The 15,371-nt window shown below is 52.7% G+C and carries 19 protein-coding genes; 5 read left to right on the forward strand and 14 right to left on the reverse strand.

The genetic code is table 11. From position 1 onward, the window contains the following. Position 1 precedes the first annotated feature (1 nt). Positions 2–1,927 (reverse strand): ATP-dependent zinc metalloprotease FtsH, encoded by a 1,926-nt coding sequence (gene ftsH, locus ACR8BF_RS16785; protein ID WP_179897374.1) that lies wholly within the window; start codon positions 1,925–1,927, stop codon positions 2–4. A gap of 113 nt (positions 1,928–2,040) precedes the next feature. Continuing rightward, positions 2,041–2,670, reverse strand: coding sequence for a 23S rRNA (uridine(2552)-2'-O)-methyltransferase RlmE (gene rlmE, locus ACR8BF_RS16790; protein ID WP_086905091.1), 630 nt, complete (start codon positions 2,668–2,670; stop codon positions 2,041–2,043). 127 nt (positions 2,671–2,797) lie between these two features. Here rlmE and yhbY point away from each other — a divergent pair, with 127 nt between their 5' ends. Continuing rightward, a complete protein-coding gene (gene yhbY / locus ACR8BF_RS16795) occupies positions 2,798–3,091 on the forward strand; it encodes a ribosome assembly RNA-binding protein YhbY (protein ID WP_008925418.1) in 294 nt (97 codons plus the stop codon). Between the two features lie 106 nt (positions 3,092–3,197). On the opposite strand, the gene greA is transcribed toward yhbY, so the two are convergent. Further along, positions 3,198–3,674: a transcription elongation factor GreA gene (greA, locus tag ACR8BF_RS16800; protein WP_003851087.1), complete on the reverse strand. Its 477-nt coding sequence runs from the start codon at positions 3,672–3,674 to the stop codon at positions 3,198–3,200. A 248-nt stretch (positions 3,675–3,922) separates the two neighbouring features. Between greA and dacB the strand changes: the two genes are divergently transcribed. Further along, a complete protein-coding gene (dacB, locus tag ACR8BF_RS16805) occupies positions 3,923–5,356 on the forward strand; it encodes a serine-type D-Ala-D-Ala carboxypeptidase (RefSeq protein WP_010251813.1) in 1,434 nt (477 codons plus the stop codon). Between the two features lie 167 nt (positions 5,357–5,523). On the opposite strand, the gene cgtA is transcribed toward dacB, so the two are convergent. The 3 genes from cgtA to rplU all read right to left on the reverse strand — a co-directional run bounded on the left by cgtA (position 5,524) and on the right by rplU (position 7,523). Then, positions 5,524–6,696 (reverse strand): Obg family GTPase CgtA, encoded by a 1,173-nt coding sequence (cgtA, locus tag ACR8BF_RS16810; RefSeq protein ID WP_003851092.1) that lies wholly within the window; start codon positions 6,694–6,696, stop codon positions 5,524–5,526. A 242-nt stretch (positions 6,697–6,938) separates the two neighbouring features. After that, the gene (gene rpmA / locus ACR8BF_RS16815; RefSeq protein ID WP_003851093.1) at positions 6,939–7,196 is read right to left on the reverse strand and encodes a 50S ribosomal protein L27; all 258 of its coding nucleotides are present in this window, start codon (positions 7,194–7,196) and stop codon (positions 6,939–6,941) included. Between the two features lie 15 nt (positions 7,197–7,211). Then, positions 7,212–7,523 carry a 50S ribosomal protein L21 gene (rplU, locus tag ACR8BF_RS16820; protein WP_008925416.1) on the reverse strand — a complete coding sequence of 104 codons (312 nt, stop codon included), beginning with the start codon at positions 7,521–7,523 and terminating at the stop codon, positions 7,212–7,214. 256 nt (positions 7,524–7,779) lie between these two features. Here rplU and ispB point away from each other — a divergent pair, with 256 nt between their 5' ends. Both ispB and ACR8BF_RS16830 read left to right on the forward strand, forming a co-directional pair. After that, on the forward strand, positions 7,780–8,751 hold the full coding sequence (gene ispB, locus ACR8BF_RS16825; protein WP_179897372.1) for an octaprenyl diphosphate synthase: 972 nt from the start codon (positions 7,780–7,782) through the stop codon (positions 8,749–8,751). Between the two features lie 238 nt (positions 8,752–8,989). Then, on the forward strand, positions 8,990–9,274 hold the full coding sequence (locus ACR8BF_RS16830; protein WP_179897370.1) for a helix-turn-helix domain-containing protein: 285 nt from the start codon (positions 8,990–8,992) through the stop codon (positions 9,272–9,274). Positions 9,275–9,345: 71 nt separating this feature from the next. Here the strand turns inward: ACR8BF_RS16830 and murA are convergent, their stop codons facing one another. From murA to ACR8BF_RS16870, 8 genes are all read right to left on the reverse strand, one after another. Further along, a complete protein-coding gene (gene murA / locus ACR8BF_RS16835) occupies positions 9,346–10,605 on the reverse strand; it encodes a UDP-N-acetylglucosamine 1-carboxyvinyltransferase (protein WP_179897368.1) in 1,260 nt (419 codons plus the stop codon). 66 nt (positions 10,606–10,671) lie between these two features. Next, positions 10,672–10,929 carry a BolA family iron metabolism protein IbaG gene (ibaG, locus tag ACR8BF_RS16840; protein WP_179897366.1) on the reverse strand — a complete coding sequence of 86 codons (258 nt, stop codon included), beginning with the start codon at positions 10,927–10,929 and terminating at the stop codon, positions 10,672–10,674. A gap of 113 nt (positions 10,930–11,042) precedes the next feature. Beyond that, a complete protein-coding gene (gene mlaB, locus ACR8BF_RS16845) occupies positions 11,043–11,348 on the reverse strand; it encodes a lipid asymmetry maintenance protein MlaB (protein ID WP_179897364.1) in 306 nt (101 codons plus the stop codon). Further along, entirely contained in the window at positions 11,348–11,983 is a 636-nt protein-coding gene (gene mlaC, locus ACR8BF_RS16850) for a phospholipid-binding protein MlaC (protein ID WP_179897363.1), read from the reverse strand. Before mlaC ends, mlaB begins: the two co-directional genes overlap by 1 nt. 15 nt (positions 11,984–11,998) lie before the next feature. Continuing rightward, positions 11,999–12,544 (reverse strand): outer membrane lipid asymmetry maintenance protein MlaD, encoded by a 546-nt coding sequence (gene mlaD / locus ACR8BF_RS16855; RefSeq protein WP_434745313.1) that lies wholly within the window; start codon positions 12,542–12,544, stop codon positions 11,999–12,001. Between the two features lie 4 nt (positions 12,545–12,548). Further along, entirely contained in the window at positions 12,549–13,331 is a 783-nt protein-coding gene (gene mlaE / locus ACR8BF_RS16860; protein ID WP_090963895.1) for a lipid asymmetry maintenance ABC transporter permease subunit MlaE, read from the reverse strand. A 4-nt stretch (positions 13,332–13,335) separates the two neighbouring features. Continuing rightward, positions 13,336–14,151 carry a phospholipid ABC transporter ATP-binding protein MlaF gene (gene mlaF, locus ACR8BF_RS16865; RefSeq protein WP_179897359.1) on the reverse strand — a complete coding sequence of 272 codons (816 nt, stop codon included), beginning with the start codon at positions 14,149–14,151 and terminating at the stop codon, positions 13,336–13,338. Continuing rightward, the gene (locus ACR8BF_RS16870; RefSeq protein ID WP_292986463.1) at positions 14,123–14,380 is read right to left on the reverse strand and encodes a hypothetical protein; all 258 of its coding nucleotides are present in this window, start codon (positions 14,378–14,380) and stop codon (positions 14,123–14,125) included. Before ACR8BF_RS16870 ends, mlaF begins: the two co-directional genes overlap by 29 nt. On the opposite strand from ACR8BF_RS16870, the gene ACR8BF_RS16875 reads away from it, so the two are divergent. Next, entirely contained in the window at positions 14,379–15,359 is a 981-nt protein-coding gene (locus tag ACR8BF_RS16875) for a calcium/sodium antiporter (protein WP_090963890.1), read from the forward strand. The two genes, ACR8BF_RS16870 and ACR8BF_RS16875, sit on opposite strands and share 2 nt — an antisense overlap. The last annotated feature ends 12 nt before the right edge of the window (positions 15,360–15,371 follow it).

Raw genomic sequence — 15,371 nt, forward strand, 5'->3', positions numbered from 1 at the left:
CTTATTTATTGTACTGCTCTGACATGGTATTGCCTGGGTTCGGCGTACGCGGTTCATCAACCGGACGTGGCGCCTTTGGCGTACCGTTGCTGTCTGAGCTGCTGCCTGGATCTTCCCAGCCAGCTGGCGGACGCACTTCGCGTCGTGCCATCAGGTCGTCGATCTGCGGTGCATCAATGGTTTCATACTTCATCAGCGCGTCTTTCATCGCGTGAAGAATGTCCATGTTCTCACCCAGAATGCGACGAGCACGCTGGTAGTTGCTATCGATCAGGTGCTTAACTTCCTGGTCGATGATGCGGGCAGTTTCATCAGACATATGTTTCGCTTTCGCGACAGAACGTCCAAGGAATACTTCACCCTCTTCTTCTGCATACAGCAATGGACCCAGTTTTTCGGAGAAGCCCCACTGTGTCACCATGTTGCGAGCCAGATTGGTCGCGACTTTAATATCGTTAGACGCACCGGTAGAAACACGTTCCACACCGTAGATGATCTCTTCTGCAAGACGACCGCCGTAAAGCGTTGATATCTGGCTTTCCAGTTTCTGACGGCTGGCGCTGATCGCGTCGCCTTCAGGCAGGAAGAAGGTCACTCCGAGCGCACGGCCGCGTGGGATAATCGTAACTTTATGCACCGGGTCATGCTCTGGCACCAGGCGACCAATAATGGCGTGGCCCGCTTCGTGGTAGGCGGTTGACTCTTTCTGCGATTCCGTCATCACCATAGAGCGACGTTCCGCACCCATCATGATTTTGTCTTTCGCTTTCTCGAACTCAACCATCGATACCACACGCTTGTTTGAACGGGCCGCGAACAACGCTGCTTCGTTCACAAGGTTGGCCAGATCGGCACCTGAGAAGCCTGGGGTACCACGTGCAATGATCGCTGCATCAATATCGGTAGCCAGTGGCACACGACGCATATGCACTTTCAGGATCTGCTCACGACCGCGTACGTCTGGCAGGCCTACCACAACCTGACGGTCAAAGCGGCCTGGACGCAGCAGCGCAGGGTCCAGTACGTCAGGACGGTTAGTCGCAGCGATAACGATAATACCTTCGTTACCTTCGAAACCATCCATCTCAACCAGCATCTGGTTCAGCGTCTGCTCACGTTCATCATGACCACCGCCTAAACCGGCGCCACGCTGACGACCGACGGCATCGATCTCATCGATGAAGATGATGCACGGTGCTGCTTTCTTGGCCTGTTCGAACATGTCACGCACACGGGATGCGCCGACACCAACAAACATTTCCACAAAGTCCGAACCGGAGATGGTAAAGAATGGCACCTTCGCTTCACCGGCAATGGCTTTAGCCAGCAGGGTTTTACCGGTACCCGGTGGCCCCACCATCAGAACGCCTTTTGGAATTTTACCGCCCAGCTTCTGGAAACGGCTCGGCTCACGCAGATATTCCACCAGCTCAGCCACTTCATCTTTCGCTTCGTCACAACCGGCAACGTCGGCGAATGTGGTTTTAATCTGGTCTTCCGTCAACATGCGGGCTTTGCTTTTGCCGAAGGACATCGCGCCCTTACCGCCGCCGCCCTGCATCTGACGCATAAAGAAGATCCACACACCGATCAGCAGCAGCATCGGGAACCATGAAATGAAGATTGAAGCCAGCAGGCTTGGTTCTTCCGGTGGTTCGCCAACCACTTTGACGTTTTTGGTCAAGAGGTTATCGAGCAACTTAGGATCATTGACAGGAATGTAGGTGGTATATTTATTGCTGTCTTTTTTGACAACGTTAATCTCACGCCCGTTAATGCGTGCCTCGCGGACCTGATCCTGGTTCACTTCCGACAGGAAGGTTGAATAATCAACCCGACGGCCATTTGACTCGCTGGGCCCAAAGCTCTGGAATACTGACATCAGCACGACCGCGATGACTAACCAGAGAATCAGGTTTTTCGCCATGTCACTCAAGGGATTAACCTCATATTACATCGGTGTTAACAGATAGCGTAGGGTACTATAGTTCCTGCATACATGGAATCGCAGCAAAGCTGCGGACTTCTCCAGCAATTTGGTTATAGTTTGCGCCCAGTCGCCACAATGTACACTTCACGTGAACGAGAACGTGAAGCGTCCGGCTTACGAATTTTTACTTTCGTAAACAGGGAGCGAATTTCCCGCAGGTATTCATCGAAGCCATCTCCCTGAAACACTTTCACTACGAAACTACCGCCAGGTGCCAGAATATCCCGACACATCTCCAGCGCCAGCTCTACTAAATACATCGACCGGGGAATATCTACGGCAGGTGTACCACTCATATTCGGTGCCATATCTGACATGACCACCTGAACTTTCTGATCGCCAACGCGCTCAAGCAGTGCATTGACTACCAATTCTTCACGAAAATCGCCCTGAAGGAAATCGACACCGACGATTGGATCCATTGGCAGGATATCACAGGCAATGACGCGCCCTTTGTTCCCGATTTGCTGTACCACATATTGCGACCAGCCACCGGGTGCAGCACCCAGATCTACCACGGTCATACCGGGTTTGAACAGCTTGTCACCCTGTTGTATTTCATCAAGTTTAAACCAGGCGCGCGAGCGCAACCCTTTTTTATGCGCCTGGAGCACATATTTATCGCTAAAGTGTTCCTGAAGCCAGCGGCCGGAGCTGGCTGAACGCTTTTTACCCGTCATAATATTTCCAACTAAATCGTCATCGTAGCGATAAACCTGCACGCAATGGGTTGCGTCGATTTGGTGATATACCCGAGATGGCGGTAGAATGAACCGTTTTCAATCCCTGAGTAAGTAAAAAACTACGATGAATCTAAGTACCAAACAAAAACAGCACCTCAAGGGCCTCGCCCATCCACTCAAGCCAGTGGTTATGCTGGGTGGCAACGGCCTGACTGAAGGCGTGCTGGCCGAAATCGAGCAGGCTCTGGCGCATCACGAACTGATTAAGGTAAAAATCGCCTCGGAAGATCGTGAAACGAAACAGCTGATCGTTGAGGCTATCGTGCGTGAGACCGGTGCCAGCAACGTACAGGTGATCGGCAAAACGCTGGTGCTGTATCGCCCCTCTAAAGAGAGCAAAATTTCTTTACCACGTTAAGTGGGCAAAGAAAGTGACATGCTCTTACCTCAGATAAAAGGCCGCGATGCGGCCTTTTTCTTTTCTTTACATTGTGCATCAACGCTTTTTCAGGCGACGCACCATCTTAAAGGTATTCTACCTTCAGGATCTCATACTCGACATCGCCGCCCGGGGTTTTCACGATAGCCACATCATCGGCTTCTTTACCCACCAGGCCACGCGCCATTGGCGAATTGACCGAAATAAGATTTTGCTTAAAGTCCGCTTCGTCATCGCCCACGATACGATACGTTGACTCTTCGTCGGTCTCGACATTCAGTACGGTCACCGTTGCGCCGAAAATCACGCGACCCGTTTTAGGCATCTGGGTGACGTCAATCACCTGCGCATTAGAGAGTTTGGCTTCAATCTCCTGAATACGGCCTTCACAAAAACCCTGTTCTTCACGCGCAGCATGGTATTCCGCGTTCTCTTTTAAATCGCCGTGTTCGCGTGCGTCAGCGATAGAGGCGATAATGCGCGGGCGCTTCACGGTTTTCAGCTCGTTCAGCTCTTCGCGCAATCTTTCAGCGCCTCTTAACGTCATCGGAATCTGATTCATTTAAGCTCCTCGCCATCTTTCCTGTTAACGATGTCATCCTGACCGGTGACTGCAGAAAAAAGCGTTCTGCGGCACATTAGCCCGTTTTTGCAAATAAAAGAATCCTGACCCGGAAATGCTTCCAGGCCAGAAAAGAGTTTTGCAATTTGATACGTATTTTACCCCAGAGTTCACTGCGGGTCATCGTTTACTTTGCACCGTCCGGCAACGTAGTATTGACGCCCTCACCTGCCAGTTACCGCGAGATTATGCGATTTTCACGACTTGTTACCGGATTAAGCTGCGCATTTATGCTACAGGCACACGCAGCGCCAGTTGATGAATACATGCAGTACCTTCCAGACGGCGCCAATCTGGCGCTGATGGTTCAGAAAGTGGGTGCATCAACACCGATTATTGATTACCACGGAAAACAGATGGCCCTGCCAGCCAGTACCATGAAAGTGGTAACGGCGCTGGCGGCCCTGCTGGAACTGGGTGGTGACTTCCGTTTTCAGACCACTTTTGAGACTCGCGGCGCCATTATAGATGGCACCCTGAACGGCGATTTAGTGGCACGTTTCGGCGGTGATCCGACCTTGAGCCGTCAGGATCTGCGCAACATGGTCGCTGCGATTAAGAAGCAGGGTATTAACCATATTAAAGGCAATCTGGTTATCGACACCTCCGTGTTTGCCAGTCACGACATGGCGCCGGGCTGGCCGTGGAACGACATGACCCAGTGCTTCAGCGCCCCGCCGGGTGCGGCGATTGTTGATAAGAACTGCTTCTCAGTGTCGCTCTACAGCGCTAATACGCCGGGTGAAAATGCCTTTGTGCGTATCGCATCCTATTATCCGGCACATATGTACAGTCAGGTCCGCACCATCGGCCGCAACAGCGGCGAAGGGCAATATTGTGAACTGGATGTGGTGCCGGGCGAGCTGAACCGCTACACACTGACCGGCTGTATGCGCCAGCGTGCAGAACCGCTGCCGCTGGCCTTTGCGGTGCAGGATGGCGCGGCCTGGGCAGGCGAAATCCTCAAGGCGGAGCTGCGGTCTTCAGAAATTGATTACAGCGGGCATCTGGTGCGTCAGACGCAAGTCACGGAGCCAGGCACTGTACTGGCATCGACCCAGTCCGCGCCCCTGCATACGCTGCTGCACACCATGCTGAAGAAGTCAGATAACATGATTGCCGATACGGTGTTCCGCACTATTGGTCATCACTACTTCAATGTGCCAGGTACTTTCCGCGCCGGACAGGATGCTGTTCGTCGTATACTGAAAGCGAAAGCCAACGTCGACATGGGCAACAGCATCCAGGTCGATGGTTCCGGACTATCGCGTCATGATCTGATCTCACCGCAAACCATGATGCAGGTGTTGCAGTTCATTGCGAAGAATGACAACACACTGGATTATATTTCGATGCTGCCGCTGGCTGGCTATGATGGCACGCTGCAATACCGCGGCGGCCTGCATGAAGCAGGACTGGATGGCAAAGTTTCGGCGAAAACCGGCTCACTGCAGGGCGTCTATAACCTGGCAGGTTTTATTACCACCTCAAGTGGTGCGCGGGTAGCGTTCGTTCAGTTCCTTTCCGGTTATGCGGTACCGCCGGAAGATCAACGTACCCGCCGTATTCCGCTGGTGCGTTTCGAAAGCCGACTTTATCGCGATATTAATCAGAACAATTGATTATGCAGTAATAAAAACGCAGCAGGCGAGCAACCTGCTGCGTTTTTTATGGCTGAATCCGCCAGAAGCGGGTGTTAGCGTGGTGATGAGCAGGTTGCAGAAAGAACGATGCCCCCTTTCAGGTCTTGAAAGAGGGCATCGTATATCACACTGTAGCAGACGCGCGGTTAACGCTGATAGATGATCTCAACGCCTTCGTCGTCTTCATCATCCCAGTCGTCATCCCACTCTTCGTCTTCCACTTCAACCGTATTTTCAATAGTTTCTTTGTGGTAATCATCCCACATGAACTCTACTTTCTCCGGCTGTTTCTCTTCAAGCTCGGCTTCTTTAGGGTTGGCGTTGATGAAGCTCATCACGTCCCAGCAGAGTTCGTTGACACCGGTACGGCTTGCGGCAGAAATCAGGTAGTACTTATCTTCCCAGCCCAGTGCTTCAGCAACTGCTTTTGCCCGTGACTGCGCTTCTTCCTCACTGATCAGATCAATTTTGTTGAAGACCAGCCAGCGTGGCTTGTTAAACAGTTTCTCACTGTACTTTTCGAGCTCGCCGAGAATGATGCGGGCATTTTCAACCGGATCGCTTTCATCGATCGGATCGATGTCGATCAGGTGCAGTAATACGCGGCAGCGCTCGAGGTGCTTCAGGAAGCGAATGCCGAGGCCTGCGCCATCTGCTGCGCCTTCAATCAGACCAGGAATATCGGCCACGACGAAGCTCTGTTCACTGTCCATGCGGACTACACCCAGGCTTGGCACCAGCGTGGTAAACGGATAGTCAGCCACTTTTGGTTTAGCTGCCGATACGGCACGGATAAAGGTTGATTTACCGGCATTCGGTAAACCCAGCATCCCGACGTCTGCCAGCAACATCAGCTCCAGTTGCAGATCGCGCTTTTCGCCTGGTGTACCCATGGTTTTCTGGCGCGGACTGCGGTTCACTGACGATTTGAAACGGGTATTACCCAGGCCATGCCAGCCACCTTTGCCGACCATCAGTTTCTGGCCGTGGCGCGTCATGTCGCCCAGTGTTTCGCCGGTTCCCTGATCAATAACCCGGGTGCCGACCGGCACTTTAACTTCGATATCTTTACCACGTTTGCCGGTACAGTCGCGGCTCTGTCCGTTTTGTCCACGCTCGGCGCGGAAGGACTTTTCGAAACGATAATCGATAAGGGTGTTAAGGTTTTCATCAGCGATCAGATAAACGTCACCGCCATCACCGCCATCACCCCCATCAGGGCCGCCTCTCGGGATATATTTTTCGCGGCGGAAGCTGACGCAACCATTACCGCCATCACCGGCGACGACCAGGATTGTCGCTTCATCTACAAACTTCATTTTCTATCTCCGTCACACAATCGCCTGCAGCACTCTGCAGACGGGTCCGCCAGGGTCTTCTGCGCTGACCAGCGGCGGATAAATCAGGATTGGCTTTCGCCAGTGCGTACATAAAGTGTACAGCAAACTTTTGTGATGCGTTGCTTTTACCGCAACAGACCGCAGAATGTAAAAAGCCCCGCAGGAGCTGCGGGGCCTTTAATTCGTGCGTTCAGACGTTAAACGTCTGCGTCACGACAACCTTACTCAGCAACGATGCTGATGTATTTACGGTTGTTCGGACCTTTAACTTCGAACTGTACTTTACCGTCTGCAGTAGCAAACAGGGTGTGGTCACGACCACAACCTACATTGGTACCGGCGTGGAATTTGGTGCCACGCTGACGAACGATGATGCTACCTGCCAGAACAGATTCACCACCGAAACGTTTTACACCCAGACGTTTTGCATTGGAGTCACGACCATTTCGAGTCGAACCACCAGCCTTTTTATGTGCCATTTGTCAGATCTCCTCTTACGCCGTGATACCAGTGATTTTCACATCAGTGAACCACTGGCGATGGCCTGCTTGCTTACGGTAGTGCTTACGACGACGAAACTTAACAATCTTAATTTTCTCGCCACGACCATGAGCAACAACTTCTGCCTTGATCATTCCGCCTGAAACCAGTGGCGCGCCGATTTTAACGTCTTCGCCATTAGCAATCATCAGAACCTGGTCAAACTCAATCGTTTCACCGGTTGCGATGTCCAGCTTTTCCAGGCGAACGGTCTGACCTTCGCTTACTCGGTGTTGTTTACCACCACTTTGGAAAACCGCGTACATATAAAACTCCGCTTCTGCGCTTGCCTTTTAGTTCATCAGGCGGCGCGCTAAATATTCACAATAGGGCGCGAATTCTACGCAAAACTCCAGAAGAAGACAAGAGCACTTTGCACACTCTTGCAGAAAAAAAACACAGGCTGAATGCAACCGTTTCTCAGGCACAAAATTCAAGTACAATCAGTAACAGATTACCTGAACGCTGGCTGGGTAAACCACTTACCATGGCAGAGATAACGAGTCATAGCTGAAAAGACGAATGAACTTAGAACAGATTAATGAATTAACCGCACAGGATATGGCTGCCGTTAACCAGACCATCCTCGACCAGCTGAATTCGGATGTCTCGCTCATCAACCAGTTGGGCTACTACATCATCAGTGGTGGGGGCAAGCGTATCCGTCCCATGATTGCCGTGCTATCCGCACGTGCCATGGGCTACAAGGGCGACCTGCACGTGACCAATGCGGCGCTGATCGAATTTATCCACACCGCCACGCTGCTGCATGACGATGTCGTGGATGAATCCGATATGCGTCGTGGCAAAGCGACCGCTAATGCGGCGTTTGGCAATGCGGCAAGCGTGCTCGTCGGTGATTTTATTTATACCCGCGCCTTCCAGATGATGACCAGCATGGGTTCGCTGCGTATCCTGGCGCTGATGTCAGAGGCGGTAAACGTGATTGCTGAGGGCGAAGTCCTTCAGTTGATGAACGTTAACGATCCCGACATCACAGAAGAAAGCTACATGCGCGTGATTTATAGCAAGACTGCGCGCCTGTTCGAAGCGGCCTCGCAGGCCTCTGCGATCCTGGCTGAAGCTACACCTGAACAGGAGAAGGCGCTGCAGGATTATGGGCGCTATCTGGGTACCGCTTTCCAGTTAATTGACGATTTACTGGATTATAGCGCTGATGGCGAGACGCTGGGTAAAAATACCGGCGATGACCTGAGTGAAGGCAAACCCACGCTTCCACTGCTGCATGCTATGCAGCACGGCTCGCCTGAACAGGCGAAGATGATCCGTGAAGCCATTGAGCAGGGGAATGGCCGTCATCTGCTGGAACCGGTGCTGGAAGCGATGAATCAGTGTGGTTCGCTGGAATGGACGCGCAACCGCGCCGAACAGGAAGCGGACAAAGCGATTGACGCCTTACGTATTCTGCCCGAATCACCGTGGCGCAGTGCCCTGGAGTCACTGGCACATATGTCTGTTCAGCGCGATTTCTGATCCCTTATGGAGCCTGCCAGGCTCCATTTTTATATCACTGCTCTCACTTCTCTTTATTCCCTCTTAGCTGTTGCATTCCTTTTGTGTGCCATCACACAGACCAGATGCTGGATCCAAATTTAACTGGAAATTAATGGAACTAATTTGATATAAAAGACCTGTTCTTTCCAGATAATAGTAAAAAGGAAAGCCAATATCCCGCAGGACGACGCAATGACAAGGAAAAGGTGAGCAGGCTATGGAAAAAAGGATGGAAGACTGGCATCCGGCTGACATTATCGCTGCGTTGCATAAACGTGGCATGACTCTGGCGGCGCTGTCACGCGCAGCGGGTCTGAGTTCATCAACGCTGGCTAATGCGCTGACGCGTCCCTGGCCTAAAGGTGAATGGCTGATTGCAGACGCGATCAAGATTCACCCGAGTGAGATCTGGCCAAGCCGCTATTATGATCCTGATACCCACTGCCTGCTGGATCGCCGGAAACGTATCCGGACGTCTGCAAATCATTCCGATAGCGCCTGAAGTTCAGGCGAGCTTCAGGCAAAAAAAAACCAGCCCCAAACGGGGCTGGTTCTTTCAGCGTATCAGCAGGATTACTCTTCGCTGACGCGCTCGATGTTTGCACCCATCGCTTTCAGCTTATCTTCAATATGCTCATAGCCACGATCGATATGATAAATGCGATCAACGAACGTCGTTCCTTCCGCAATACAACCTGCCAGAACCAGACTGGCAGAAGCACGCAGATCGGTCGCCATCACCTGCGCACCTGACAGGGTTTCAACCCCATGACAGATCGCCGTGTTGCTCTCAATCTCAGCATGTCCGCCCATACGGATCAGTTCCGGGATATGCATGAAACGGTTTTCAAAGATGGTTTCGGTAATCAGGCCCGTCCCTTCCGCGACCATGTTTAGCAGGGTGAACTGTGCCTGCATATCAGTCGGGAAACCCGGATGCGGTGCAGTGCGCACGTTGACCGCTTTGGGTCGCTTACCGTGCATATCCAGACTGATCCAGTCTTCACCGGTTTCGATATCGGCACCTGCATCACGCAACTTAGCCAGCACAGCGTCCAGCGTATCTGGCTGAGTTTTGTGACACAGTACTTTACCGCCTGAAATCGCAGCCGCCACCAGGAAAGTACCGGTTTCGATACGATCTGGCAGGACGCGGTAAACCCCGCCACCCAGACGCTCTACGCCTTCGATGGTAATTTTATCGCTGCCTGCACCACTGATTTTGGCACCCAGGGTGTTCAGGAAGTTGGCAGTATCGACAATCTCCGGCTCACGCGCCGCATTCTCAATCACCGTGGTACCGGTCGCCAGCGTCGCAGCACTCATGATAGTGACGGTTGCGCCGACGCTGATTTTGTCCATGACAATCAGCGCGCCCTTCAGGCGGCCATTGACTGAGGCTTTAACGTAGCCTTCTTCCAGCTTGATCTCGGCACCCAGCTGTTCCAGACCGGTAATGTGCAGGTCAACCGGACGCGCGCCAATAGCGCAGCCACCCGGCAGAGAAACCTGACCCTGACCAAAACGTGCCACCAGCGGACCCAGCGCCCAGATTGAGGCACGCATGGTTTTGACCAAATCATAAGGTGCACAAAATACATCTACCGCGCTGGCATCGACATGTACAGAACCGTTGCGTTCCACCTTCGCACCCAGCTGAGTCAGCAGCTTCATGGTGGTATCAATGTCGCGGAGCTTTGGCACATTCTGAATCTCTACCGGCTCTTCGGCCAGCAGGGCAGCAAACAGAATAGGCAGTGCGGCGTTCTTCGCCCCGGAAATGGTTACTTCACCACTTAAACGGGTGGGGCCTTGCACACGAAATTTTTCCATTAACACGGCTCTCAATTAACTCGCTAAAAATTAGACTCGCCCAGGGCGAGTTCACCACGCTTGGGATCAGAAACCGTTGAGTTTACGGTCACGCGCCCATTCAGCGGGAGTGTAGGTTTTGATAGAGACAGCATGCATGCGGTTGTCCGCGATGAATTCCATCAGCGGCGCATAGACAGCCTGCTGCTTTTTGACGCGGCTCAGTTCGCCAAACAGTTCGCCTACGGCGATCACCTGAAAATGGCTGCCATCGTTGCTCATCACATGAACTTCTTCTAAAGGCAATGCGGCCATCAGCACGGCCTGAATTTCACTGTTTTCCATTGGGCTTAACTTCACTTAATAATAATAAGGCTGACATAGTAGAGGAAAGCGTCTGACTCTTAAATACGCAAAAGCCCCTGTCGAAAACAGGGGCTTAGCATAACAACCGGAAATCAGGCGCTTTTATCCGCAGAAACAATAATCTGTTGCAGATTGTAAAGCGTAATCAGCGAGAGCAGTTTGTCGCTGATGCCGGTAAAGCGTGGGGTAATACCCTGTGCCCGTGCGATTTCACGCAGGTGCACCAGCAGGGCCAGACCGGAAGAGTCAACGCGCTCCAGCGCCGCAACGTCGATGGTATCAACATCTTTAATCAGCGTCTCACGTTGCTGCCACAGGCTCATCAACGTGTCGCGATCCAGTTCGCCTCTCAGTAACAGCGTGCTGGCTTCCCGCTCCCAGCGTAACGATTCGTGCATTATTGTTGTTTATCCAGCGTGATTGGCTGTGCCGCAGAAGATTTCAGTTGCGCCGTCAGACCATCGATACCTTTAGTACGCAACAGGTCGCTCCACTCATTTTGTTTGGTAGTGATCATGCTGACGCCTTCGGCAATCATGTCATACGCCTGCCAGTTCCCACTCTGACTGTTCTTACGCCACTGGAAATCGAGGCGAACAGGTGGACGGCCATTTGGATCGATAATTGACACACGAATGGCGACAATTTTGGCATCGCCTAAAGGCTGCTCAGGCTGAATCTGATAGCTCTGTCCGTTATACAGTGCCAGTGCCTGACCATAAGCCTGCGCCAGATAGTCACCAAAGGCGCTGAAGTAAGCTTCGCGCTGAGCAGGTGTCGAATCACGATAGTAGCGGCCCAGCACTAACGCGCCGGCATATTTGATCTGCACATAGGGCAGCAGCTCCTGACGAACAATCTCTCTCAGATAATTAGGATCCTGCTTGATTTTCGGCTGCTCATTTTTCAGACGGGTAAAGGTTTTTTGCGCTGCTTCGTTCATCAGCTTATAGGGATTGCTCTGATCGGCTGCGGTCGCCGTCAGCGGTACTGCAACCACCAGCATGGCAATCATCAGTAAACGTTTAAACATGGTATACCCTCTTCTTTAAGGTTGAGCCGGTGCCGCAGGCGCAGCACTGCTGCTTTCCTGCGCATCCTTGTTGTCATTGTTTTGTTTTTTATCGCCACTCTTATAAAGGAACTGGCCGATCAGGTCTTCGAGCACCATGGCTGACTTCGTGTCGCGCAGTGTATCGCCATCTTTCAGCATCGCCGAGCCGAGTTCAGGATCGTCAAAACCTAAGTTCAGCGCCAGGAATTGCTCACCCAGCAGACCCTGAGTACGGACAGCCAGTGAGCTGGTGTCTGAAATTTTATTCGCATACTGATCGCTGATTTCCATGGTGACACGCGGCAGCAGCGTTTTCGGCTCAAGCGCTATTTCTGTCACCCGGCCAATCACCACACCACCGATTTTGACCGGCGAACTGGCTTTCAGGCCGCCGATATTGTCAAAGGTCGCGTAAAGTTTCCACGTCGGCTCTGTGCCCATTGACTTTAGATCGGCGACGCGCAGACAGAGAAACAATGCGGCGATCAACGCCATAATCATAAAAATGCCAACCCAGATTTCGCTTTTTTTGCTTTGCATTGCATCAATTCCCAAACATCAGTGCTGTCAGCACAAAATCCAACCCGAGCACCGCCAGTGAAGCATGTACTACGGTACGCGTTGTTGCGCGACTGATCCCTTCAGAAGTGGGAATCGCGTCATAGCCATTAAAGAGGGCAATCCAGGTGACCGTCACAGCAAATACGGCGCTTTTGATGATGCAGTTAACGACATCGGTCCGGAAATCGACTGCGTTCTGCATAGCTGACCAGAAGAAGCCGGGATCGATCCCCTTCCAGCTCACGCCAACCAGTGCACCGCCAGCGATACCCACCGCGGTGAAGATCATTGTCAGTAGCGGCATGCTGATAAAACCGGCCCAGAAGCGCGGCGAGACCACGCGGCGCAATGGATCCACCGCCATCATCTCCATACTGGAGAGCTGCTCGGTCGCTTTCATCAGGCCGATTTCAGCCGTCAGTGCGGACCCTGCCCGTCCGGCAAAAAGCAGCGCGGTCACGACCGGCCCCAGCTCGCGCAGCAAGGAAAGCGCCACCAGCATACCCAGACTGGTTTCGGCACCATAGGTGTTCAGCACCAGATAGCCCTGCAGTCCGAGTACCATGCCGATAAACAGCCCCGAAACCACAATAATCAGTAACGACAGTACGCCAACACTATAGAGCTGTTTGATCAGTAGCGGCGAGTGTCTGCGGAACGCGGGTTTTCCTACCAGCGCGTGAAACAGCATTAATCCTGCGCGTCCAAAACTGGCGCACGTTTCAATTCCCTGACGACCGAATGACGCCAGCGCCTTCAAGACCATCTGTTTAGTTACTCCCTGAGCCGGTTAAATCCGCGAGATAGTCGCCGGCAGGAAAACGGAATGGAACCGGACCATCCGCATGGCCATCAATAAACTGGCGCACGCGCGGGTCATTATTCTCTCGCAGTTCCGGCGTGGTGCCGTGTGCGATAATTTTTTGTCCGGCCACGATATAGGCATAGTCCGCAATACTCAGTACTTCCGGTACGTCGTGCGAGACCACAATACAGGTCAGGCCCAGAGCATGGTTAAGTTCGTCGATTAATTTTACCAGCACGCCCATGGTAATGGGATCCTGTCCGACAAAGGGTTCATCGAACATGATCAGTTCCGGCTCAAGCGCAATCGCGCGCGCCAGGGCCACACGGCGTGCCATACCGCCCGACAGCTCAGCGGGTTTCAGTTGCGCCGCACCGCGCAGTCCCACCGCTTCCAGCTTCATTAATACGGTGCTGTGCAGAATCGGTGCAGGCAGACGAGTGTGTTCACGCAGCGGCCAGGCGACATTTTCATAGACCGTTAAGTCAGTAAACAGGGCGCCAGACTGGAACAGCATGCTCATTTTCTTGCGCACTTCGTAAAGTTTAGCGCGCGACAATGACGGAATGTTTTCGCCACGAAAAAAGATTTCACCGCTGGTTGGCTGAAGTTGCCCCCCAATCAAGCGTAGCAGAGTGGTTTTTCCTATCCCCGACGGTCCCATTATCGCCGTCACTTTGCCTTTCGGTACGGTCAGCGAAATGTCGTCGAAGATGGTGCGATCTCCGCGCGAAAAACTCACGCCACGAACCTCAACCAGATTCGTATGCTGCTGGATCATTATTACCTCTTGTAAGGATCGGGCGTAAACATGGGGTACGATGGTAGCCTGTTCGGTCCTGATTCACGATAGCTTTACAGAAACTTACCGCTAAGATTTGGCGAAAATGGTCATTAAATTTACTTTTGCCGTTCAGACGGTCAAAATCAGCGCCTGTCTCGCCAAACAGAACCTCAAACCGGTCGGAAATGGCATCGCCGGCCTGGGTTTTTACGCAAGGATTTTTCATGTTCGTAGCTTCTGCACTGCTGATTATCGGTTTGCTTTTACTGGCATATGGTGCCGATCGTCTGGTGTTTAGCGCCTCTATATTGTGCCGATCATTTGGCATCCCGCCACTGATTATTGGCATGACCGTTGTCAGCATCGGCACCTCGTTGCCAGAAATGATCCTCTCCTTTTCTGCGGCGCAACACGGCCAGATGGATCTTGCTGTTGGCACTGCGCTTGGCTCGAATATTACCAACATTTTACTGATCCTGGGTGCCGCTGCGCTCATGCACCCGCTCAGCGTCCATTCTAATCTGATACGCCGTGAGCTGCCGTTGATGTTGCTGGTTACTCTGCTCAGCGGATTCATGCTGTTTGACAATCAGCTTAGTCGACTGGATGGAATTGGCCTGATCGCCATTGCCGCTATTTATCTGATGGTAGTGATTCGCATTGCGCGTAAAGCAGAACAGGACAACAACGACACCCTGACCCGCGAGCAACTGGCCGAGCTGCCTCGTGAAGAGAGCGGAAATACGGTGGCCTTTCTCTGGCTGGCCGTTGCGCTAATCATCCTGCCAATGTCGACCCGCATGGTGATCGACAATGCCACCGCCTTTGCCGACTATTTTGGCGTCAGCGAACTGGTGATGGGCCTGACGCTGATCGCCGTGGGCACCAGCCTGCCCGAGCTGGCAACGGTCATTGCCGGTGCGCTGAAAGGTGAAGATGATATCGCGATCGGCAATCTGATCGGCGCCAACATTTATAATATTGCCATCGTGCTGGGCCTGCCGGCGCTGATCCACCCCGGCAGCGTCGACTATCACGCTTTCGCTCGCGATTACTGGGTGATGCTGGGCGTCAGTGTGTTGTTTGCCCTGCTCTGCCTGCTCCGTCGCCGTCGCGTTGGCCGTACGGCAGGCTTATTTTTACTCTGTGGTTTCTTCGTCTGGGTGACGCTGCTGTGGATGCAGCCGGCATTCATGGACGGCTAACAAGGACAGACT

The organism is Candidatus Pantoea rara (assembly GCF_051136265.1).
In the GTDB taxonomy this organism is placed as follows: Bacteria; Pseudomonadota; Gammaproteobacteria; order Enterobacterales; family Enterobacteriaceae; genus Pantoea; species Pantoea rara.